Source organism: Burkholderia sp. AU28863, from assembly GCF_002223195.1.
Taxonomy (GTDB): Bacteria; Pseudomonadota; Gammaproteobacteria; order Burkholderiales; family Burkholderiaceae; genus Burkholderia; species Burkholderia sola.
The window spans coordinates 626,882-646,909 of record NZ_NKFE01000006.1 but is presented as its reverse complement, the minus strand read 5'-3'; the positions used below and the strand labels follow the sequence as shown (position 1 = coordinate 646,909).

Below are 20,028 nucleotides of genomic sequence, written 5' to 3'. Positions count from 1 at the left end.
CCATCCCGTCTTCTGCCCCGCTCGATCACGTCCATTCTTCCTATTTCATGCTGAGCATCGGTCCCTTCTCGATCCGCGTCGTCGCGGTCGCCGTCGCCGCGCTGCTGGCGTGGCTCGTCGCGCGTGTCATCCAGCGCCGCCCGCCGGACGGGCATCACAAGACCGCGTCGAGCCTGATCCTCGACGCGCTGCTGCTCGGGCTGATGGCCGCGCGTGCCGGTTACGTCGCGCAATGGTGGCCGGACTATGCGGCGGCGCCGCGCGCGATCGTCGCGCTCGGCGACGGCGGCTTCGACGCGCGCATCGGCATCGCGGCCGCGCTGGTGTTCGCGGGCTGGCGCCTGCGCCGCCTGCCTGCGCTGCGTCGGCCGGTGCTGGCCGGCATCGTCGCGGGCCTCGGTGCGTGGGGCATCGCGCAAGGCACGCTGGCGACGTTGCAACGCGGCGCGCCGCCGCTCGCCGCGATACCGCTCCAGGCGCTCGATTCGACGCCCGTATTGCCGGCGGGCTTCGTCGGCAAGCCGGTCGTCGTGAACCTGTGGGCGACGTGGTGCGCGCCGTGCCGCCGTGAGATGCCGATCCTCGAACAGGCGCAGCGCGATCATCCGGGCATCACGGTACTGATGCTCAACCAGGGGGAAAGCGCGCAAGCCGTTCGCGCTTTCCTCGAACAGCAGAGCCTGCGCTTCGATCACGTGCTGCTCGACCCTTCGCTGCATGCGATGCACGCGTATGGCTCGCGCGGGCTGCCGACCACGTTGTTCTTCAACGCGAAAGGCGAACTCGTCGAATCGCACATGGGCGAGCTGACCGCCGCACGGCTGAAGGACACCGTCACGCAACGCTTCGGGCAGTAATGGCCGACGGCTGACCGGAAGCCGCCCCACCTGTCCGGTATCGACCGCGTGACACGTCCACCCGGCAGGTGCCCGAATGCCTCATGTCCGTCCAATGGCCGGCGCCGCGCACGCGGCGCGATGCCGGCCCCGGTCTTCCCGCGTCACGCCCTCAGAACTTGTGCCGAATTCCCGCATGCACCATCAGTTGCCTCGACGTCGACGACAGATCGGCCGCCCCGGGGATATAGGCCTGATCGAGCGATGAGCCGGTCGCATCGCCGGCGATCCGCTGGTAAGCGCCCATCAGATAGACGTCGGTGCGCTTCGACAGCGTGTAGTCGGCCATCAGCCCGATCGAATGGATCTGCGGCTTCGCGCTGCCCATGGTCGTGTCATAACGCACGGTCGTGTACACATACTGCGCACCGACGAAGAACGCCGGCGTGAACGGATACTTGCCGTTCACTTCGAAGTTCTGGTACTTGATCGCCGCGACCGTGCCGCCCGCGAGCGGCTCCGTCAACGGTTCGATCGTCTCGTCGCCGAACAGGTAGCCGACGTTCGCGCTCGGCCGCGTGACGTTGCTGTTCGTATACGCGAACCCCACCGTCGCGGGCCCTGCGGTGTAGTTGATGCCCGCGCCGAAAATCCGCAATCTCGCTGACGCGAAGTTCGCATCCGCGCCGACCGACCCCGCGCCCGCGATCGCGCCGCCGGCCGTCGCGCCCGGTCGTCCGCATTCAGGAACGCCGCGCCGACGAGCAGGCCGCCCTGCTCGTACTGCGCGCCGACGCTCCACTGCCGGTTGTTCGCGAACCCGGTGTCGTTGCTGAAGCTGTACGTGCCGCCGAACGAGAAACCGCCAAAATCCGGGCTCGACGCGGCGCGTTGCTTCATCGACTGCCTGCTGCACGTGATCCGCCAGCATGCGCGCTCCGCGCGCAAGGAGGATGTCGCGCTGTTTCACACGCTCACGCTCCTGATCTGACCGCAAGCGCGGCGCCGGAATTCGGCGCGGCTCGAATCAGACTCGTCCGATAGGCCCGGCGATACGCGATCCGTACACTCGGGCCCATGATTTCGCTGATCCAGTCCTCCTTCGATACGGCGCGCGATGCCGTCACCCGTGTCGCGCGCCGCCCTTCGTTCCTGCGCAAGCTCGACATCGCGGTGCTCGCGCTGATCGTCGCGAGCGTGCTCGTCGTGATGGCCGACAGCGTGCAGGAGCTGCACCAGCAATACGGCCACGCGCTTTATGCGGCCGAATGGGCGTTCACGCTGCTGTTTTCCGCCGAATATCTGCTGCGCCTTTGCTCCGCGAAGAAGCCGGCCGCGTATGCGCGCAGCTTCTTCGGCATCGTCGACCTCGTGTCGGTGCTGCCGACCTATCTCGCGTTCTTCTTCCCCGGCCTGCACGCGCTGATCGACGTGCGGCTGCTGCGCCTGCTGCGCGTGTTCCGCATCCTCGGGCTGTCGATCTATCTCGAGGAAGGGCAGATGCTGATCCGCGCGCTCACGCGCGCGCGGCGCAAGATCTTCGTGTTCATCGGCGGGATGTTCGTGCTCGTCGTGATTCTCGGCACCGTGATCTTTCTCGTCGAAGGGCCGGAGCACGGGATCACGAGCATTCCGGTCGGCGTCTACTGGGCAGCGGTGACGATGAGCACGACCGGCTACGGCGACCTGACGCCCGTCACGCCGCTCGGCCGGCTGATCACGTCGTGCGCGATCCTGCTCGGCTACGGGATCATCGCGTTTCCGACCGGGATCATGGGCGCGGAGCTGGTTGCATCGGCGCTGGAGCGCAGCCGGGCCAATACGCGGCCCGCCGACGGCGACGGGCCGTGCTGCCCGCATTGCGGTGGCGTGTTCCCGGTGCAAGGTACAGCGGATACCCCCGCGCACGGCCGCGTGCCCGCCAAAGGCCGCGACGCGCGATAGCCGCGGCAAGAATAAGCCCTGTCCTATTCAGCTTCCCTTCCCACTGGCCGACACTGAACTCATCGAGCGGACGACCGCGACCGATCGCTCCGGGCCGTAACGGCCTGCGCATCGGTCGCAAGCGCTGGCGGTTTTCAAGAAAGTTCACATGAAACCGCCCACCCAATGCCCCGCTCGCATCCGTCATTTCATCGAGGAGTTCACATGATCATTCGCGCTACCCTCGCGACGCTCGTCGCCGCCACGCTGACGACCACCGCTTCCGCGCAGGTGCTCCAGGAAAAAAACCTGTCGTTGAATCTCGCCGCCGACATCGCGCAGCAGACGATCCAGGCCTGCTCGGCCAGCGGCTACAACGTGACGGTCACCGTGATCGACCGAAGCGGCATCGAGCGCGCGGTGCTGCGCGGCGACAACGCGGGGCTGCATACGGTGGATGCGTCGAAGCGCAAGGCCTACACCGCGCTGTCGACGAAAACGCCGACCGCCACATTGGCCACGAACCTGCAGAAGAACCCGGCCGCCGCGCAGATGACGGCCATCGACGGTTTCCTGGTGCTCGGCGGCGGCGTGCCGATCAAGGCCGGCGACGAAGTGATCGGCGCCGTGGGTGTCGGTGGTGCGCCGGGCGGGCATCTCGACGAAGCGTGTGCGCTGCAGGGGATTGCGCGGGTACAAGCGAAGCTGATGTAGCGAACCGGCCGCTCCCTGATGGAGCGGCTTTTTTATCGGGCGCCGACACAAACCGTGAAAGCGCCCGCTTCTCACCCCGCCTGCCCGCCCAGCATCTGCACGAACGCGGCCAAGCCCGTCAGCATGATCTGCACGCCCACGCACAGCAGCAGGAACGCGGACACGCGCATCGCGACCTTCGTCCCTTCGCCGCCGAGATAGCGTGCGAGCGTCGTCGCGCGGCTGTAGATCTGCCAGATCGCGAACGCGACGAGCGCCGCGACCGCCACCGACACGACACCCGACACCAGGTAATCGCTCGCCGTATGCGCACGATTGGCATGCAGCGCGATGCCGGCCGCGATCGAGCCGGGGCCGATCGTCAGCGGCACCGTCAGCGGAAAGAACGCGCGCGACATCAGCTTCTGCAGATCGTCGCCATGCATGGCGACGTCGCCGCCGGCCGGGACGTCCGGTGCATTCAACATCGACCAGCCGGCCACCGCCACCGCGAAGCCGCCGCCCATCCGCAACGCCTCCATCGAGATCCCGAAGAAGTTCAGCACCGGCGCGCCGACGAAGAAGATCACGAGCAGCGTGAAGAACACGTTCGTCGCGAGCTGCTTCGACAGGATCGCGCGCTCGGCTTCGCTCAGCGATTGCGTGCGTTCGAGAAACACGAACGCCATGCCGAACGGGTTGATGATGCCGATCAGGCCCGTGAAGCCGAACAGGATTTCAGGGATCAGGCGGTCGAGCTGCATCGCGATCGTGCTCTCCGGTAACGAACGGGAATAAAAAAGCGGCCAGTCGAGAAGACCGGCCGCAAAGAGGAGATATCTCCATGATCCGGCACACGGGGGTATGCCGGGCCGCAGAAACTTGATTGTCGGGAATGTGAACCGGCAAGGGAATCAGTCGAGTCTGATTTTGTCGTCGCAGACCATCAGCATCGCGACGGCCGATCCCGGACAGACACCCTGAAACTGGCTGGACGCCAACAACGGCTCCGGCATATCTTTGCGCGCAATACGGACGAAACCCTGCCCGGCGAAGTAGTCTTCTGCCGTCGTGGTCAGCAACCCGACCGACCGGACGGCGCGAGCGCGGCATTGTTCGAGCAAACGGGCCACCAGCATGCGCCCCACACCGGCACGACGCGCGTGTTCGATGACGGCGATCGAACGCACGAGCGCATGACGTCCGTGGAACTCGATTCCGCCACATCCCACGATGCCGGATGCCGCATCGGCAACAACGAAATGCGGCAGATACAAGGCGACGCCCTCGGTCGGCAAACAGCTGACCCGAAGCAGCGCCTCGATCGAGGCCAGATCGGATTCGGTCGCTTGACGAATATGTGCCATGGTTGCACTCCCGGTTTGCTGCGACATCCCTGGATCCGACACGCTTACGCCAATCCAACCCTGCGCACCGGAATCTGGCCGAACGCCCCGGCGTCGATTCGATGGCGAACGCTAGGCACGCGCTTGATTGACGCGTTTCGAAAGTTCTTCCGCGCTTTCCTTCCGCTCGCTATACCGATCGACCAGATAGGGACCGACATCGCGCGTGAGCAGCGTAAACTTCACAAGTTCTTCCGTCACGTCCACGACGCGATCGAAATACGCGGACGGCTTCATCCGCCCCGCTTCGTCGAATTCCATGAAGGCCTTCGCCACCGACGACTGGTTGGGGATGGTCAGCATGCGCATCCAGCGCCCGAGCACACGCATCTGGTTCACCGCGTTGAACGATTGCGAGCCGCCGCTCACCTGCATCACCGCGAGCGTCTTGCCCTGCGTCGGCCTCACGGCGCCGACTGACAGCGGAATCCAGTCGATCTGCGCTTTCATGATCCCGGTCATTGCACCGTGACGTTCGGGCGAACACCACACCATGCCTTCCGACCACATCACAAGCTCGCGCAGCTCGACCACTTTCGGGTGGCTCTCCGGCGCGTCGTCGGGCAGCGGCAATCCGCCCGGATTGAACATGCGCACCTCGGCGCCCATCGCCGTGAGCAGGCGCGCAGCTTCCTCGACCAGCAGACGGCTGAACGAACGCTCGCGCAGCGAGCCGTACAGCAGCAGGAACCGCAGCGGATGCGTGGATGGCGCCGCAGGCCGCAGTTGCGCGACGTCCGGCACGCGAAACAGCGTGGCGTCGAGTTGCGGCAGGTCGTTCAGGGAGTCGGTCATGGGGCGGTTCTCTCGTGATCTCGAACCCGGCATTCGTACCAGCCCTTCGACCGGTTGACGATGCGCACGACCAGCAACATCACCGGCACCTCGATCAGCACGCCGACGACGGTGGCCAGCGCTGCGCCGGAATGAAAGCCGAACAGGCTGATCGCGGCCGCGACCGCCAGTTCGAAAAAATTGGATGCGCCGATCAGTGCCGACGGGCATGCGATGTCGTGCCTTTCGCCGACCGCGCGATTGAGCCAGTACGCAAGCGCCGAATTGAAGAACACCTGGATCAGGATCGGCACCGCGAGCAGCGCGATCACCAGCGGCTGCTTCAGGATCGCTTCGCCCTGGAACGCGAACAGCAACACGAGCGTGGCCAGCAGCGCGGCGATCGACCACGGGCCGATCTTCGTCATCGCGGCATCGAACGCAGCCTGGCCGTTCGCGAGCAGCCGCCTGCGCATGATTTGCGCGAAGATGACCGGAACGACGATGTAGAGCACGACCGACGTGAGCAGCGTCGCCCACGGTACCGTGATCGCCGACATCCCCAGCAGCAGGCCGACCAGCGGCGCGAACGCGATCACCATGATGCCGTCGTTCAGCGCGACCTGCGACAACGTGAAGAGCGGATCGCCCCCTGTCAGCCGGCTCCAGACGAACACCATCGCCGTGCACGGCGCGGCAGCCAGCAGGATCAGCCCGGCGACATAGCTGTCGAGCTGCTCCGCCGGCAGCAGCGGTGCAAACAAGTGGCGGATGAACAGCCAGCCGAGGAACGCCATCGAGAACGGCTTGACGAGCCAGTTCACGACGAGCGTGACGCCGATGCCTTTCACATGCCGGCGCACCTCGTGCAGCGCGCCGAAGTCGACCTTGACCAGCATCGGCACGATCATCACCCAGATCAGCAACCCGACCGGCAGATTGACCTGCGCGTACGTCATCCGGCCAATCGCCTGAAACAGGCCGGGCAGCGCCTGGCCGAAGACAATGCCCGCGACGATGCACAGCGCCACCCATACAGTCAGGTAGCGTTCGAAGACGTTGATGGACGACTTCGCGAGAACCTTGCGCGGCGGGGCGACGTTGACGTTGTTCATGGCGTGGGCGTCGGTGTTGAAGGGGCGGCTGGCCGCTCGATGCTTCGAATGGCAACGCAAGCGATCAATTTTGCGAGATAGCGGTCAGCGCCACCTGGAGTTCGGTGTTGCTCATGCGATCGAGCGGCAGCGCCAGCAACTGCAGCATCCGGTAGCCGATCGCCTGCCGCGTCAGTTCGAAGGCAAGACGCTTGCCGTCGTCGCCCGTCACGTTCGACGGATCGACGTAGCCCCAATGCACGTTGACCGGGGTGCCGGGCCAGTACGGGCACGTCTCTGACGCCGCGCTATCGCACACCGTGATGACGACGCGCATTTCCGGCGCACCGTCGCCGACGAACTCGTCCCAGCTTTTGCTGCGATAGCCGCCGACGTCGACACCGGCATTCGTCAGCGCTTCCAGCGCGAACGGATTCAAACGGCCGCTCGGCGCGCTGCCGGCACTGTATGCACGCACATCCTTGCCGAGCGTCGCGGCCCAGTGATTGAGCATGCCCTCGGCCAGCACGCTGCGCGCAGAGTTGTGGGTACAGAGGATCAGGACGTTCGTGGTCATGGGCGAAGGCGCGCGAACGCGCGTCAGGATTGACGGGGACGATCGATCTTCCCGGAAGGCGAGCAGCCGGACACCGGCGAGCATGGATTGCCGCCGCAACAATTCTCCGTGAGATAGCCGAGCAGCCCGTTCATCGTGTCGAAATTCGCGCAATAGAACACGAAGCGGCCGTCCTGGCGGCTCGTCACGAGCTGCGCGTGCGCGAGTTCTTTCAGATGAAAGGACAGCGAGGACGGCGGCACGTCGAGCAGCGTGGCGATCCGGCCGGCCGGCATACCTTGTGGCCCGGCCTGCACGAGCGCGCGAAAGACCGCGAGGCGGGATTCATGCGCGAGCGCCGCGAGGGCGGCAATGGTTTCGTTGATTTCCATAATTCGATAATAGTCGAAATATGGAAATCAGGAAAGCGACGCCGATATACGGCGCCGCCGGGCCGTTCCGTCGGTCGATACCGGCCGCGCGACGCGCGCCGGTCAGCGCCCGACCAACCGTGTGTGACTCGGCAATTCAACCGTCAGATCGGCGCCGGCCGTTGCCGGCCGCGACGTGTCGCGCGTCGCGGCGAGCCATTGCGTAAACTCGGCGGCGGTCATGCCGACGGCCTGGGCCGAACTCGATACCGGCGTGGCCGCCGACGTATCGGTCGCTCGGGCAGCCGGTTGCGCATGCGGCATCGCGCCGCGTGCCGCAATCGCTGCATGTTGTACGGCAGGCGCGTTCGCGCCAGCCTGACGCGCCGCCTTGCCACGCGGCGCCCCTGCGGATTTCGCCGCCGGCCGCGCCGCAGCCACCGCAACCGGCTTGCGCGACGACGATCCGCGATCGGCACGCGGCACCGCGGCTTCCGCGACGACAGCATTCGACGCGACAGCCATCGCCACCGCGACCGGTTCAGCCGCCGACCCGCTACCCGCGACGTGCAACGCGCGTGCCTCCGCGGACGCGGTTTCCGCCACCACCGTCGCGGCGGCCTTCATCTGCGCATCCGTCGGCGCCGCACGATCCGGTCGCACGATCGCAACTTCCGCCGCGTGGCCCGTGGCCCGCGCGACTTCCGTCGCCGCGACGGCCGCCGTCGGCGCTGCCGCGATCGCAGTCGAATAACCCGCGTCATGCTCAGCCGCATGCTGGCGTTCGTCGACCAGATGCGTCGCGACGATGCACGCGGCGCCGACCAGCGCACACGTCATCAACGTCAGACGCCAGCGGCGGCGCAGCGGATGCGGGCGCACCCATGCGCGGTTGTCCGAACCGAAATCCTGGGCGCGCACGACCTTGGCGGGCCGAGCAGCGCCGACGACGTTGCCACCGTTCGCCGCGGGTGCCGGCACGCGCGGCGCGCCGTAGATATCGAACACGTGTTGCCGCGCCCGCCGGCTCGCCACGAACGGCCGGCGTCGGCGGCCGTACGGCGGCGGCACATCCGAGAACGGATGCGCGAGCGGAATCGCGTAATGCCCGGTGATGTCCTGCATGCTCATGATGTCGACGACGCATTGCGCGACATCCGACATCCGTCGCGGCAATCCGTGCTCCCGTAGTTGAACGAATGGCTCCGAGTATCGCCGTCGCCCCGGTTCCGGTAAATCGGACTGCGTCACCTTCGGTCCGATGCGACGGTCAGCCTGGTCCTACCGTCGCGCCGGGGGCGCCCGAACGGACGCGGCCTCCCCGCGCGTACCGCGCATCGCACCCTCGCACCGTCCGTCGAACGCTCAACTGCCGCGATACACCGACACGTACCACGGCGAACACGCCACCGGCACGTGATGGTGCCGCGCCGGATCGGTCACGGTGAAACGCACGGGCACGACGTCCGTCAGTGCATCCGCCACGCGGAAATACTCGCCGAGATGCAACCGCAGTTCGAACGCGCCGCGGCGCGCGAGATCGCCGTCCAGCATCGGCGCGTCGTTACGCCCTTCCGCGTTGCTGACCGCACGCGCGACGAGCACCGGCGGCTGCTCGCCCAGGTCGAAGAGTTCGATCCGCACGCCGGTGATCGGCCTGCCGGTGGCGACGTCCAGCAGATGCGTGCTGATGCCCGTCATGTCGTGCTCCTTTTGCGCAGGTGCGGCCGTATCACGTGCCGCGGTAATACGTGTAGTTCCAGCGGCCGAACTGCACCGCGACATGCAGCCGCTCGTCGTCGCGCGCGACTCGAAAGCGGACCGGCACGACCGTCAGGAACGGCGACGGCACGTCACGTGCACGAAAGTACTCGCCGACATGCAGCGTCAGCGTGTACGTGCCCGCGCGATACGCGTCGCCGGCCAGCAGCGGCGTGCCGGTACCGCCACGCGCATCGACGGTCGCACGACGCATCGGCACGTCTTGCGCGCCGTCGACGCGCGACAGCTCGACGCGCATGCCTTCGGCCGCGACGCCGTTCAGCATGTCGACGATGCGCACGGTCAGATCGGGCGATGCGTCGCGCCGCGCACCGGGCGCGACGCCCGGCGCGGATGCCCCGTCGGTTGCCCATGCGGGCACGGCGGCCAGCGCGGTCGTCGCCAGCACGAGCCTGCGTCGCCCCGTATCGATCATGTTCTTCATGCGATGCGTCTCCGCGGGCGCGATTTCCATCAGAACCGGCCGCGCAGGCCAATGAACACTTCGTTCGACGACAGCTTCGACTTCAGCTGTTCGTCACGTGCGTTGATGCGGTTCGCGAACGTGTTGAAGCCCGTCTCGACGTTGCCCATGTCGACATAGCGATACCCGAGATCGATCGAGAAACGCTTGTTGATCGCGTAGCTCACGCCCGCGCCGGCCGAGTATGCGAGGTTGGTCTGCGTCTTCGACGCGAAGCGGCGCGACTCGTTGGTCTGCCAGCCGTCGGCCGACACGATCGCGACACCGATACCCAGCGTGCCGTACACGGAGAAGCCGCGGCCGAGATCGAAGTCCTTGTAGCCGTTCAGCATCAGGCGCTGCGCCGACACGTGGAATTCGTTCGCGTTCGCGTCGAACGGCGCCCAGTAGCTGGTGAAGTTGTTGGTGCGCTTGAACACGTATTCGCCTTCCGCGCGCCAGCCATTGCCGAACTGGTAGCCGAGGCCGAGCGAGCCGGTGACGTTCGAACCCGTCTCCGGGCCGCCGACGCGGCTCGCGACGCGCGGGCTCGTCAGCTCCATGTTCACCGCGTTGTCGAACGCGCCGATGACGCGGCCCGTCGCGTAGTAGCCGGCGTCGCTCGCGTCGGCGGTCTTCTTCGTCTCCGGCGCGGCGACGGTATCGGCGAAAGCGGCGCCCGAGAACAGCAGGGCGAGCGTGGACGGCAGGGCAAAGCGCTTGATCATGGTGTATCGAATCCTTGACGATGAATGACGGATCGGAGAAGCCGTCATCGTAGGAATCGCGCCGCGATCGTTGAACCCGTTCGGCTACGGGTTGCGCCTCCGTAGCGCTACGGAGGCGAGCCGCCCGCGAGCGCCGCGTAATCGCGCACGAGTTCGACCAGCGACGCGGCCTGCAGCTTGTCGAACACGTTCGCGCGATAGGTTTCGACGGTGCGCGGCGACAGCCCGAGTTCGCGGGCGATCTCCTTGTTGCTGCCGCCGCGCACGATCCCTTCCAGCACCTCGCGTTCTCGCGCGCTCAGCGTCGCGAGGCGGGCCGTGCGGGTCTGATCGGCGTCGTCCTGGCCACGCCGCGCGGCCTGCCGGCGCAGCGCCTGCTGCACCGTGTCGATCAGCTCGTCGTCGTCCACCGGCTTGCGCAGGAAATCGAGCGCCCCGCGCTTGAACGCGCGCCGGCACGCGTCGACGTTGCCGTGACCCGTCATCACGATCACCGGCAGGTCGCGCCGCGCGCGCAGTTGGTCGAGCGCATCGAGGCCGCTCATACCCGGCATCCGGATGTCGAGCAGCACGCAGCCGAGCGCCGCGTCGTCGGCATCGGCGAGGAAGGCCGATGCGTCCGGATAGCAGCGCGTCGGCACGCCGACCGTGCGCAGCAGCAACGCGAGGCCGTCGCGCACGGCTTCGTCGTCGTCGACGATCGCGACGACGGAGGCGTCGCGGATTGCAGACGGTTGAAGCGAATCGTTCATGCGCCCTCCGCGGCCAGCGGCAGCAGCAACGCGGCTTCGACGCCGCCCGATGGCAGGTTGCGCACCGTGAGCGTGCCGTCCTGGCGCTGCGCGAGCGTGTCGCACAGCGGCAGCCCGAGGCCGAGTCCGCGCGCACGGGTCGTGAAGAACGGTTCGAACAGGCGCGGCAGCGTCTCTTCCGGCACGCCCGGGCCGTTGTCGGTCACGCTGAAGCGGTAGTGCTTGCCGACGCGCGCGCCGCTGACGCGAATCTCGCCACGCGATGCACCCGTGCCAACGCCGGCGCCGGCCAGCGCGTCGCGCGCGTTCTGGATCAGGTTGTGCAGGATCTGCTCGACCGCGATCGGCTCCGCGAACGGCCGCTCGCGCGCCGCCGCGTTGTGCCAGCCGAGCGCGATGTGCTCGCGCGCGCATTCGTCGCGGTACAGGAACAGCAGCGTCTGCATGATCGCGTCGGGATCGAGCGCGCGGCGCTCGCCGCCATGCGCGGTCGTCACCGCTTCGCGCATGCGCTCCAGGATGGCGGCCGCGCGCTTTGCCTGCGCGACGCTCGTCTGCAGCGCGCGGCGCACGCTGTCGCGCTCGGTCGGCCGATCGAGCATGCGTTCGGCCGCACGCGTGTGGCTGACGATCGCGGTCAGCGGCTGGTTCAGCTCGTGCGCGAGGCCGGCCGCCATTTCGCCGAAGGTATCGAGCCGACCGAAGCGATCGAGGCGCGCCCGCGCATCCTCGCGGCGCCGCGCCTCGCGCAGCCGCCATGCGCCGAGCGCGCCTGCCGCGAGCAGCGCCGCCACCGCGTTCCACAGCCCGATCGGCAGCCACGGCAAATCGACGGCCGTCAGCGTGCGCGTGGTGCGCAGTACGAACGCCTGCGGCTGTGCGGGCAGGTGTTTCTCGAGATGCATCGTCCACAACGGCGTCGCGTCGCCGCTCACGCGCTGCAGCAACTCGACGCGGCGGTCGCGCAATTCCAGCGCCGCCGATGAAATCGCCGTCGACCAGTCGCCCGGCTGCAGCATCCGGCGCGGATCGACGCGCACGGCCCAGCCGGTCCCGGCGATGAGCCAGTACGCGGCCGGGCCGTCGAATGCGAGCCTGAACGGCTTGCCGGGCCGTTGCTGCGGCAGCGCGTCGGGGGCCGGTCCGCCGTCGGTCTGCCAGCCCGCGCCGGGCCGCCAGTACGCAAGCCCGTCGAGCTGCGGCATCCGTTCGCGCAGGTTGTCGAGCATGTGCGCGGGCGGCGCGGCCAGCGACGACGCGCCGAGCGTCGCGAGGATCGCCTCGTGCTGCGCGGCCTTCTGCGCGAGCAATCGGATCGTGATGCTCGAATCCTGGAAGAAGCGGCCGTACGCGTCGGACACGGCGCGCGAGATGAGCAACGCAGTGCCGGCGAGGCTCAGCGCGAGCCAGGCGGCCAGCGCGGCGATTCGGAAAGACGGTTTCATGTTCGATGGCAAGCCGGAAAACGGGCCGGGCACTGCACGAGACGATTGCCGCACCCTGCGCCGGTGGTCGTCATTGTCGGCAAATCGACGCAGCCCGTGGTCCGAATCCGGTTATGCCGGCTGTCAGCCCAGTCCCAAACCGCGGCAACATCGATTGCACCGCCTGCAATTTCAGACTGGGCTGATTTTCTTCAGACTCCGAACCGACCAGAATCGGCTTGCTTGTTCTCCGTTGCCTCCTGGAGTACAGGCTCCATAGTCGATACTTTTCCCGCCTCCCCGGCGGGACTTTTTTTGGACGGCGTCACGCCGCTAACTGCCCGGAACCTGTCCGGCCATGATCCCGCCTCTTTTCATCCGACCGCGTACGCCTGCCGCACCCGCGCCGCACCGGCTTCACCCGTCCGCATCGTGACCGACGCCCCTTCCACCGCCATCGCGATCCTGACGATCGACCATCCGAGCCGCGGCACGTTCGACGACCGGCTGCGTCGCGCCGGCTACGGCTACGACCGCCTGCGCATCGACGACATCCTGCGCCGCGCCGGCTACCGGCCGTCGCGCTTCGAATATCTGCCCGACCTGCTCGCGGCCTGCGACACGCGCGCGTTCGACCTGTTCGTCGTGCAATGCGAAACGGCCTGCCGGCGCACGACGGACGCGATCCATGCACTGCGCGCGCGTTTCGCCGGCACCGTGGCGATCGTGTCGATCAGCCAGCGCGACGCGGAGCTCGCGCGCTCCGCGTGTTTCATCGCCGGCGCGAACGAGCATCATCCGTACGCCGTGCCGCCGGATACGCTGATCGCGAGCATCGCGACGTGGCTGCGCTGGTCGCATCATCGCGCGACCCATCATCGCCACTGGCGCATCGGTGCGTTCGAGTTCGACACGGCCACGCGCAGCGTGAACGTGGCCGGCCGCGAGCACGTGCTGACCGAGAAGCATTTCCAGATCGCGACCGCGTTCTTCCTGAACATGGGCCGCGCACTCGACCGCGCGCACGTGAGCCAGCTCGTGTGGGGGTCGCTCGTCGCAGCCTCCAGCCGGCGGCTCGACACGCACGTCGCGTATCTGCGCGACCGACTCGAACTCGACGGCCGGCACGGCGTGAAGATGATGACGATGTACGGGTTCGGGTATCGGCTCGTCACGTGCGAGCCGGGCACGCCGCCCGACGACGACGAAGCGGCGCCGCGCCGATAGCCGGCCCCGTGGCGCGATCGCCGCCCGCCGATCGGCCCGCCGGCACCCGGCAACCCTGACAGGCCCCATTGCGCGCTGATCGGACTCCATTATCATGGGGGCACCCTGGCCGACCGCCCCGCTCCCGATGGACCACCGCGCCGCACCCGATCATTCCCGCTCCGCCGCCGCGCACCCGTCCGCCGCGCCGACCCGCGTCGGCCGCCGCCAGCGCGCGCTGTTGTATGCCGGCGGCGCGGCCGTGACCGTCGCGATCCTGCTCGCGAGCGGCCTGATGCTGTATACGATGGCGCGCGAGGCGATCCAGGCCCGCTATACGACCTTCGCGGTGCGCCAGTTCCTGGTCCAGATCGAATTCAAGATGCGCACGACGGGCATGGACACGCTCGTCACGCACGACGAAGCCGTGTGGAACTCGCGTGCCACCGATCCCGCCCGCGTCGCCGCCCTCGCGGCCGGTCGCGGCCGGCTGATCATCCAGGGCAGCCCGGCCTTCCCGCCGACGCTCGTGCTGGCCGACCTGTCGCCCGCGCACCCGGCCGACAGCTACGCGCACGATCTGGCGATGGCGAGCGACATGAGCTATCGCGTCGGCGCGTACGTCGCGAAGCACGACGCCGATCGCGCGATCGCCGGCTACGCGTATCGCCCCGACCGCAGCTTCGCGGTCGTGATTCCCGAACCGGTGCCGCCCGATCCGCTCACCGCGTCGCCCGCGACCAATGCAGCGACGCTCGTCGCGAAAGTCGCCGCCGGCATCGGCACGCCGCCGCCCGGGCAATACGAATGGCATCCGCCCGTCTACGACCCCGTGCAGCGGCGCGACGTGTTCCGGATCGCCGGCGCCGTCTACGACGCGCAATCGCCGCGCGCCGTTTTCCTGTCGACGCTGCCCGTCGACGTGCTGCGCACGCGTTTGTCCGCAGGCGAGACGACCGACGCGGCGATCGTCGTCGATGCTCGCGGCCGAACGTTACTGCGCGCGGGCACCGCGGCCGACGACGACGCCACGCGCGCCGCGATCGAACGCCTCGCCGCGCATACACGCGAGGCCGCGCGCCGCGGCGGCCCGCGCACGGCGTTCGGCGACGGGCTGTTTTCGCTCAGCCAGCCGATTCCCGAAACCGACTGGACGCTCGTGCAGGCATTTACGCTGCGCTCGCTGCTCGCGACGATCGGCCTGCGTGCCGGCTGGTACGTCGCGGTCATGCTGGCCGTGATCGCGCTCGTCTGGTGGCTGCTCGTGCGCTTCGACCGCCGTGTGCTGAAGCCCGACGACGCGCGCACGCGCCGCGTGATCGACAGCGAGAACCTGAACCGGACGATCGTCGAAGCGGCGCCGTCCGGCATCGCGCTGCTGTCGCTCGCCGACGGCGCGGTGCTGCTGCAGAACGACACGATGCGCGACTACGATGCGCGGCGGGCCGGCGAGCCGTCGTTGCCGGCGCGGCTGCTCGCCCGCTTCGACCGTTCGCCCGCCGCCGCCGCGTGGCAACCCGATCTGCACGTGACGCTGCCCACCGCCGACGGCGAGGCCGTCGACCTGCTCGTCAATCTCGTGCGCACGCGCTTTCGCGACAGGGACGTCGTGCTGTGCAACTTCTCCGACATCACGTCGCAGAAGAACATCGAGCGCCGGCTCGACGAAGCGGCGCGCGCCGCCGACGCCGCGAACGACGCGAAATCGGCGTTTCTCGCGACGATGAGCCACGAGATCCGCACGCCGCTCAATGCGATCCTCGGCAACCTCGAACTGATCGGCCGCGAACCGCTCGCCGATTCGCAGCGCGAGCGGCTGCATACGGTCGAGGGCGCGTCGTCGGTGCTGCTCGATCTGATCAACGACATCCTCGACCTGTCGAAGATCGAAGCCGGCCAGATGACGATCGAGGCGATCCCGTTCGATCTCGCGGAAACGATCCGGCAAACCGGCGCGATGTTCGAGCCGCTCGCGGCCGCGAAAGGGTTGCAGTTCGACGTGTTCGTCGACGATGCGCTCGCGTCGCGCTACGTCGGCGACCCGACGCGCATCCGGCAGATCGCCGCGAATCTCGTCGGCAACGCGATCAAGTTCACGAACCACGGAGAAATCACGCTCGAGGTCTACCTGCGCGACGATACGGACCCAGAATCGCCGGTCGCGATCGGCGTCAGCGACACGGGCATCGGCATGACCGACGCGCAGCGCGCGGCGCTGTTCCGGCCGTTCACGCAGGCCGATACGTCGATCACGCGCCGTTACGGCGGCACGGGGCTCGGCCTCGCGCTGACGAAGCAGCTCACGCAGATGATGCACGGCACGGTCGACGTGAAGAGCGACCCCGGCAAGGGCAGCACGTTCGTCGTCACGCTGCCGCTGCGCGCGGCCACCGACGCGCAGATCGCCGAGCACGATGCCGCGCAGGCCGGCGATGCGGCGCTGCCGCCGGTCACCGCGCGCGTGCTCGTCGTCGACGATCATCCGGTCAACCGCACGCTGCTGCAAGGACAACTCGTCACGCTCGGCTATGCGGCCGATGCCGCCGACGAAGGCGCGGCGGCGCTGCGGCGCTGCGCGGATACGCGCTACGACCTCGTGATGACGGATCTGAACATGCCGGGGATGGACGGCTATACGCTCGCGCACGTGCTGCGTGCGCAGTATCCGGGGCTGCCGATCGTCGCCGTCACCGCGCATGCGAGCGCGGCCGAGCATGCGCGCTGTGCGGAAGCGGGCATCGTCGCGGTGCTCGTGAAGCCGGTGCTGCTCGATACGATCGATCGCACCGTGCGGCGTTACGCGCAGACGGCCGCCGCGCAGGCGCCCGCCGCGCGCACGCTCGTCGATCTCGCGCAAGGTCCGCTGCCGCCGGACGTGCATGCGCTGCTCGACGCGAGTCGAGCGCAATCGGTGGCGGCGATGCACGACGCGGCATCGCGCAACGATATCGCCGCGCTGCGTCACGAACTGCATTCGCTGCGCGGCGCGTTCGCGACGATTCACGAACATGCGGTGGCCGATGCAATCGGCGAACTGCAGGCCATCGTGCACGGCGGCGACCTGACGTCGTTCGATGCGCGACTCGCGGAGGTGGAAACGCTCGCGAATGAAGCGCTTCAACGGCGTGCAACGCAAGCGCCGTCCGCCTGAATACGGCTCGGCCAGCCTTGGCTGGAGAGCCTTTCTCATCCGTCTCGGCTTTTTGCCGGAGGACGCTCGCGGTCCTGCTCCCTCCGGGCACAAGCAATACGCTAAACCCTTACATCGAAGCGACGGCGGCCCCGGCAACGTCTATCAGAACCCGTCTGAATCCAGACGCACCTCCGGAAGCGCCGCCCGGCTTACTTCTTTTCCACCGATACGAGATCGAAGTGATCGGCCTGGTACTGGAACAGCAGGCAGTCCTCGCCCTTCTCGCAGCCACTGTAATGCGGCACGTCGGCGGGCAAATTGTAGAAGGAGCCAGCCGGGTACTCGGTACGCTTGCCGTCGATGATCGCGTAGAACGTGCCCTTCAGCACGACCGTCGGCAGGTTCTGCGTATGCAGGTGATACGGATTGTCCTTGCCGGCCGGGAAGATCACGAATGCGTCGTACGGACCGTGTCCCGTGATGCTGCCGCGCAGGTCGGCGACCTTGATGCCGCCGGTGCCCGGCAACTCACGCCATTTCAGGTCGGAGACGGGAAAAGACACGAGCGGCTGCGGGACCGCCTTGACCTGTTCCGCGGCGTGCGTTGCGATGGCAAACGGCACGGTGACCGCAAACACGGCCGAGGCAGCTGCGAGATACTTCGATAGCGATTTCATTTTGCATTCCTTAAATTGTTGGATAAGCGACCGGATAATGGGCCGACCTTCCAATCAGAGCATGCGCAAGGCCAGGATCGCGTCCGTCGACATCACCGCACCGAACGTATCGGCGACAGTGACCAGCGACGCTGCGTGCAGCGCGGCATGGCCGACGGTTCCGCCGGCGGGCGAATCGATATCGCGCGTCGCCGCCGCATCGGACGCGACAATCACGTCGAACCCGGCCGGCGCCGCATCACGCGCGGCGCCGGCGACGCACGCGTGCGTCATCAGGCCGGCGATGATCACGGTCCCGGTGCCGTCGGCCTTCAGCCGTTGTTCGATGTCGGTGCCCTGAAACACGCTGACGTTGGACTTCTGCACGATGCGATGACGCGGCTCGGGTCGAAGGGCATCGTGGAATTCGACGGTCGGCGAATCTTCGGCGAATGCCAGCGCGCCAGCCGGGTTCACGTGCTGCACGTGATACACCGGCATGTCGTAACGATCGGCCATGTCGACGAGTCGCTTCGCGTTGCTCAAGGCCGCCATGCCGTCGGGAATCGGCATGCGACCGCTGAAATACTCATTCTGGAAGTCGATGACGAGCAGCGCCGTGCTGGCGCGGGACAGGACGGTCGGCTGCGAAGCGCCGACGATGGCGAGAATGGTCGGGTGAGACATGTCGTACTCCGGTTCATGAATGGACGAAGCGAGTTTAGGGAACGGGCCTCTATCCGGCTACCGCGCGTGCGCACATGATCTGTGCGCGCAGCGCACAGTTGCGGAGGGCCTGGCCGTGCGATCGAATCGAGTATCGATCAACGGTGAAGGCGACTGAATAGGACCGGTCCTATTCGTTCGCCGGCGAGAGTCCGCCGGTTTCTTCCGTATCCGCGACTCGGGATAATATGTGCGCCGGCAATCTTCGTCGGGCCGACAGACGAACCGGAAAAACGCGGGGAGCCGTTCCATGGATCAACTGCTTGCAATGCGCGTGTACCGCACGCTGGTCGAGGCGCGCAGTTTCTCGATCGCGGGCCATCGGCTGGACATGACGCACTCGACGGTCTCGCGCCAGTTGCGACAGCTCGAGGCCGTGCTCGGCGTGCAGCTCGTACAGCGCAGCACGCGCCATTTCTCGCTGACGAAAGACGGCGAGCGGTACTACGCGTCGTGTGTCGATATTCTCGATCGCGTCGATGCCGCAGCCGACGCGCTGTCGACCGGACGTGCGGAGCCGAGTGGACTGCTGCGCGTGTCGATACCGATGGCGGTCGGCACGTTCGAAATGGGCGCGTGGCTGCCAGCGTTCCGGGAGCGCTATCCGAAGGTCCAACTGGATATTTCGTGCAGCGACCGGTTCGTCAATCTCATCGCGGACGGCTTCGACGTGGCATTGCGCATCACCGGGACGCTGTCGGATTCGGAACTGGTCGCGCGGACGCTGACGCGTTCGGACGAGATCCTCGTCGCCGCGCCCGCCTATGTCGCGCGCCGCGGCCTGCCGAGGTCGCCGGTCGAGCTCGCCGGCCATGACCTGTTGATGCATCGCAAGCCGCAAAGCGACGGCGACTGGATGCTGACGGCCGACAACGGCGACACGACGAGCATCGCAGGGCAAGCCGCGCTGCGGATCGACGCCATTACCGCCGCTCACGCCGCAGCGGTCGCGGGGCTCGGCATTGCCGCGTTCACGCACCTCACGGTGGCGCGCGATATTGCCGAAGGCCGGCTCGTGCGTATCCTGCCCGGCTACCGGCTCGGGCGGCTGAGCTACTACGCGGTCTATCCACGGCACCGGCATACGCCGTCAAGAGTGCGCGTGTTCGTCGAGCACATGAAAAGCTACTACGCATCGTGGGCCGACGGCTCGGGCGCGGCGCAACCCGTGGCAATGGAAGCGGCGGCGAGCCTCCGCAGGCGCCGCGGTCGGGAATAAGGTCGTCCACATGGAGGCGCCCTTTGCATCAGCCTATCGAGCTTTTGGTGAACAGAAAGGCTGCCGTTCGAAATCCGAAAGCGCTCGATGTGACGCCAACGATCGACGTGACGGTGCCCGCCGCAGGCTATTACTACGGGTCGCAGGCAGGCCTGCGTTTCAGGAAAAATCAACTCGCGTTGAGGCGAACTCGGCGTTCGAATTTCGGCTTGTCATTCCGACGTTAAGCTGTGCAACTTCTCCGAGGCCATCGTGCACGGCGGCGACCTGACGTCGTTCGAGGCGCGGCTCGCCGAAGCGGACACCC

At 67.3% G+C, this 20,028-nt stretch carries 20 protein-coding genes and 2 pseudogenes; 7 read left to right on the top strand and 15 right to left on the bottom strand.

Annotation, left to right across the window (positions count from 1 at the left end):
* The first annotated feature begins 47 nt into the window (after positions 1–47).
* Positions 48–857 (top strand): TlpA disulfide reductase family protein, encoded by an 810-nt coding sequence (locus CFB81_RS29515; protein ID WP_089437496.1) that lies wholly within the window; start codon positions 48–50, stop codon positions 855–857.
* Between the two features lie 151 nt (positions 858–1,008).
* Here CFB81_RS29515 and CFB81_RS29510 read toward each other — a convergent pair.
* Positions 1,009–1,718, bottom strand: a pseudogene (locus CFB81_RS29510) (porin); the annotation flags it as partial.
* Between CFB81_RS29510 and CFB81_RS29505 the strand changes: the two are divergent.
* The 3 genes and pseudogenes from CFB81_RS29505 to CFB81_RS29495 all read left to right on the top strand — a co-directional run.
* Positions 1,717–1,827, top strand: a pseudogene (locus CFB81_RS29505) (LysR family transcriptional regulator); the annotation flags it as partial. The pseudogenes CFB81_RS29510 and CFB81_RS29505 sit on opposite strands and share 2 nt — an antisense overlap.
* An 86-nt stretch (positions 1,828–1,913) precedes the next feature.
* Complete coding sequence (locus CFB81_RS29500) at positions 1,914–2,780, top strand: ion transporter (protein WP_089437495.1); 867 nt, start codon at positions 1,914–1,916, stop codon at positions 2,778–2,780.
* Positions 2,781–2,984: 204 nt separating this feature from the next.
* A complete protein-coding gene (locus CFB81_RS29495) occupies positions 2,985–3,473 on the top strand; it encodes a heme-binding protein (RefSeq protein WP_089437494.1) in 489 nt (162 codons plus the stop codon).
* A gap of 71 nt (positions 3,474–3,544) precedes the next feature.
* Here CFB81_RS29495 and CFB81_RS29490 read toward each other — a convergent pair whose 3' ends face one another.
* The 12 genes from CFB81_RS29490 to CFB81_RS29435 form a co-directional block, all read right to left on the bottom strand.
* Positions 3,545–4,216, bottom strand: coding sequence for a MarC family protein (locus tag CFB81_RS29490; protein WP_089437493.1), 672 nt, complete (start codon positions 4,214–4,216; stop codon positions 3,545–3,547).
* A gap of 150 nt (positions 4,217–4,366) precedes the next feature.
* On the bottom strand, positions 4,367–4,846 hold the full coding sequence (gene arsN2, locus CFB81_RS29485) for an arsenic resistance N-acetyltransferase ArsN2 (RefSeq protein ID WP_249190352.1): 480 nt from the start codon (positions 4,844–4,846) through the stop codon (positions 4,367–4,369).
* A gap of 84 nt (positions 4,847–4,930) precedes the next feature.
* On the bottom strand, positions 4,931–5,653 hold the full coding sequence (arsH, locus tag CFB81_RS29480; protein ID WP_069620343.1) for an arsenical resistance protein ArsH: 723 nt from the start codon (positions 5,651–5,653) through the stop codon (positions 4,931–4,933).
* Positions 5,650–6,747 carry an ACR3 family arsenite efflux transporter gene (arsB, locus tag CFB81_RS29475; protein ID WP_069620344.1) on the bottom strand — a complete coding sequence of 366 codons (1,098 nt, stop codon included), beginning with the start codon at positions 6,745–6,747 and terminating at the stop codon, positions 5,650–5,652. The genes arsH and arsB overlap by 4 nt, the downstream gene beginning before the upstream one ends.
* Before the next feature lie 64 nt (positions 6,748–6,811).
* Complete coding sequence (locus tag CFB81_RS29470; protein ID WP_069620345.1) at positions 6,812–7,303, bottom strand: arsenate reductase ArsC; 492 nt, start codon at positions 7,301–7,303, stop codon at positions 6,812–6,814.
* A 23-nt stretch (positions 7,304–7,326) separates the two neighbouring features.
* Positions 7,327–7,674, bottom strand: a complete 348-nt coding sequence (locus tag CFB81_RS29465; protein WP_069620346.1) for a helix-turn-helix transcriptional regulator — start codon at positions 7,672–7,674, stop codon at positions 7,327–7,329.
* A 102-nt stretch (positions 7,675–7,776) separates the two neighbouring features.
* Positions 7,777–8,817 carry a serine protease gene (locus CFB81_RS29460; RefSeq protein ID WP_256976369.1) on the bottom strand — a complete coding sequence of 347 codons (1,041 nt, stop codon included), beginning with the start codon at positions 8,815–8,817 and terminating at the stop codon, positions 7,777–7,779.
* 201 nt (positions 8,818–9,018) lie between these two features.
* Positions 9,019–9,354, bottom strand: a complete 336-nt coding sequence (locus CFB81_RS29455; protein ID WP_089437492.1) for a hydroxyisourate hydrolase — start codon at positions 9,352–9,354, stop codon at positions 9,019–9,021.
* A gap of 31 nt (positions 9,355–9,385) precedes the next feature.
* Complete coding sequence (locus CFB81_RS29450) at positions 9,386–9,859, bottom strand: hydroxyisourate hydrolase (protein ID WP_179236101.1); 474 nt, start codon at positions 9,857–9,859, stop codon at positions 9,386–9,388.
* A 29-nt stretch (positions 9,860–9,888) separates the two neighbouring features.
* Complete coding sequence (locus tag CFB81_RS29445; RefSeq protein ID WP_089437490.1) at positions 9,889–10,605, bottom strand: outer membrane protein; 717 nt, start codon at positions 10,603–10,605, stop codon at positions 9,889–9,891.
* 107 nt (positions 10,606–10,712) lie between these two features.
* The gene (locus CFB81_RS29440; protein WP_089437489.1) at positions 10,713–11,357 is read right to left on the bottom strand and encodes a response regulator transcription factor; all 645 of its coding nucleotides are present in this window, start codon (positions 11,355–11,357) and stop codon (positions 10,713–10,715) included.
* Positions 11,354–12,802 carry an ATP-binding protein gene (locus CFB81_RS29435; protein ID WP_089437488.1) on the bottom strand — a complete coding sequence of 483 codons (1,449 nt, stop codon included), beginning with the start codon at positions 12,800–12,802 and terminating at the stop codon, positions 11,354–11,356. Before CFB81_RS29435 ends, CFB81_RS29440 begins: the two co-directional genes overlap by 4 nt.
* A gap of 411 nt (positions 12,803–13,213) precedes the next feature.
* Between CFB81_RS29435 and CFB81_RS29430 the strand changes: the two genes are divergently transcribed.
* Positions 13,214–14,008, top strand: a complete 795-nt coding sequence (locus CFB81_RS29430; protein ID WP_256122082.1) for a winged helix-turn-helix domain-containing protein — start codon at positions 13,214–13,216, stop codon at positions 14,006–14,008.
* Between the two features lie 94 nt (positions 14,009–14,102).
* Entirely contained in the window at positions 14,103–17,138 is a 3,036-nt protein-coding gene (locus CFB81_RS29425; RefSeq protein WP_256976368.1) for an ATP-binding protein, read from the top strand.
* A gap of 191 nt (positions 17,139–17,329) precedes the next feature.
* Here CFB81_RS29425 and CFB81_RS29420 read toward each other — a convergent pair whose 3' ends face one another.
* Positions 17,330–17,797 carry a cupin domain-containing protein gene (locus CFB81_RS29420; protein WP_256976367.1) on the bottom strand — a complete coding sequence of 156 codons (468 nt, stop codon included), beginning with the start codon at positions 17,795–17,797 and terminating at the stop codon, positions 17,330–17,332.
* Between the two features lie 54 nt (positions 17,798–17,851).
* Entirely contained in the window at positions 17,852–18,463 is a 612-nt protein-coding gene (locus CFB81_RS29415; protein WP_089437486.1) for an isochorismatase family protein, read from the bottom strand.
* Between the two features lie 289 nt (positions 18,464–18,752).
* Between CFB81_RS29415 and CFB81_RS29410 the strand changes: the two genes are divergently transcribed.
* On the top strand, positions 18,753–19,721 hold the full coding sequence (locus CFB81_RS29410) for a LysR family transcriptional regulator (RefSeq protein ID WP_089437485.1): 969 nt from the start codon (positions 18,753–18,755) through the stop codon (positions 19,719–19,721).
* Positions 19,722–20,028 lie beyond the last annotated feature (307 nt).

Bases quoted from the DNA above. Each gene is read 5' to 3' on its own strand.
- CFB81_RS29515 (WP_089437496.1), top strand. From the start codon at position 48: ATGCTGAGCATCGGTCCCTTCTCGATCCGCGTCGTCGCGGTCGCCGTC.
- CFB81_RS29500 (WP_089437495.1), top strand. From the start codon at position 1,914: ATGATTTCGCTGATCCAGTCCTCCTTCGATACGGCGCGCGATGCCGTC.
- CFB81_RS29495 (WP_089437494.1), top strand. From the start codon at position 2,985: ATGATCATTCGCGCTACCCTCGCGACGCTCGTCGCCGCCACGCTGACG.
- CFB81_RS29490 (WP_089437493.1), bottom strand. From the start codon at position 4,216: ATGCAGCTCGACCGCCTGATCCCTGAAATCCTGTTCGGCTTCACGGGC.
- arsN2 (WP_249190352.1), bottom strand. From the start codon at position 4,846: ATGTCGCAGCAAACCGGGAGTGCAACCATGGCACATATTCGTCAAGCG.
- arsH (WP_069620343.1), bottom strand. From the start codon at position 5,653: ATGACCGACTCCCTGAACGACCTGCCGCAACTCGACGCCACGCTGTTT.
- arsB (WP_069620344.1), bottom strand. From the start codon at position 6,747: ATGAACAACGTCAACGTCGCCCCGCCGCGCAAGGTTCTCGCGAAGTCG.
- CFB81_RS29470 (WP_069620345.1), bottom strand. From the start codon at position 7,303: ATGACCACGAACGTCCTGATCCTCTGTACCCACAACTCTGCGCGCAGC.
- CFB81_RS29465 (WP_069620346.1), bottom strand. From the start codon at position 7,674: ATGGAAATCAACGAAACCATTGCCGCCCTCGCGGCGCTCGCGCATGAA.
- CFB81_RS29460 (WP_256976369.1), bottom strand. From the start codon at position 8,817: ATGTCGGATGTCGCGCAATGCGTCGTCGACATCATGAGCATGCAGGAC.
- CFB81_RS29455 (WP_089437492.1), bottom strand. From the start codon at position 9,354: ATGACGGGCATCAGCACGCATCTGCTGGACGTCGCCACCGGCAGGCCG.
- CFB81_RS29450 (WP_179236101.1), bottom strand. From the start codon at position 9,859: ATGAAGAACATGATCGATACGGGGCGACGCAGGCTCGTGCTGGCGACG.
- CFB81_RS29445 (WP_089437490.1), bottom strand. From the start codon at position 10,605: ATGATCAAGCGCTTTGCCCTGCCGTCCACGCTCGCCCTGCTGTTCTCG.
- CFB81_RS29440 (WP_089437489.1), bottom strand. From the start codon at position 11,357: ATGAACGATTCGCTTCAACCGTCTGCAATCCGCGACGCCTCCGTCGTC.
- CFB81_RS29435 (WP_089437488.1), bottom strand. From the start codon at position 12,802: ATGAAACCGTCTTTCCGAATCGCCGCGCTGGCCGCCTGGCTCGCGCTG.
- CFB81_RS29425 (WP_256976368.1), top strand. From the start codon at position 14,103: ATGGGGGCACCCTGGCCGACCGCCCCGCTCCCGATGGACCACCGCGCC.
- CFB81_RS29420 (WP_256976367.1), bottom strand. From the start codon at position 17,797: ATGAAATCGCTATCGAAGTATCTCGCAGCTGCCTCGGCCGTGTTTGCG.
- CFB81_RS29415 (WP_089437486.1), bottom strand. From the start codon at position 18,463: ATGTCTCACCCGACCATTCTCGCCATCGTCGGCGCTTCGCAGCCGACC.
- CFB81_RS29410 (WP_089437485.1), top strand. From the start codon at position 18,753: ATGGATCAACTGCTTGCAATGCGCGTGTACCGCACGCTGGTCGAGGCG.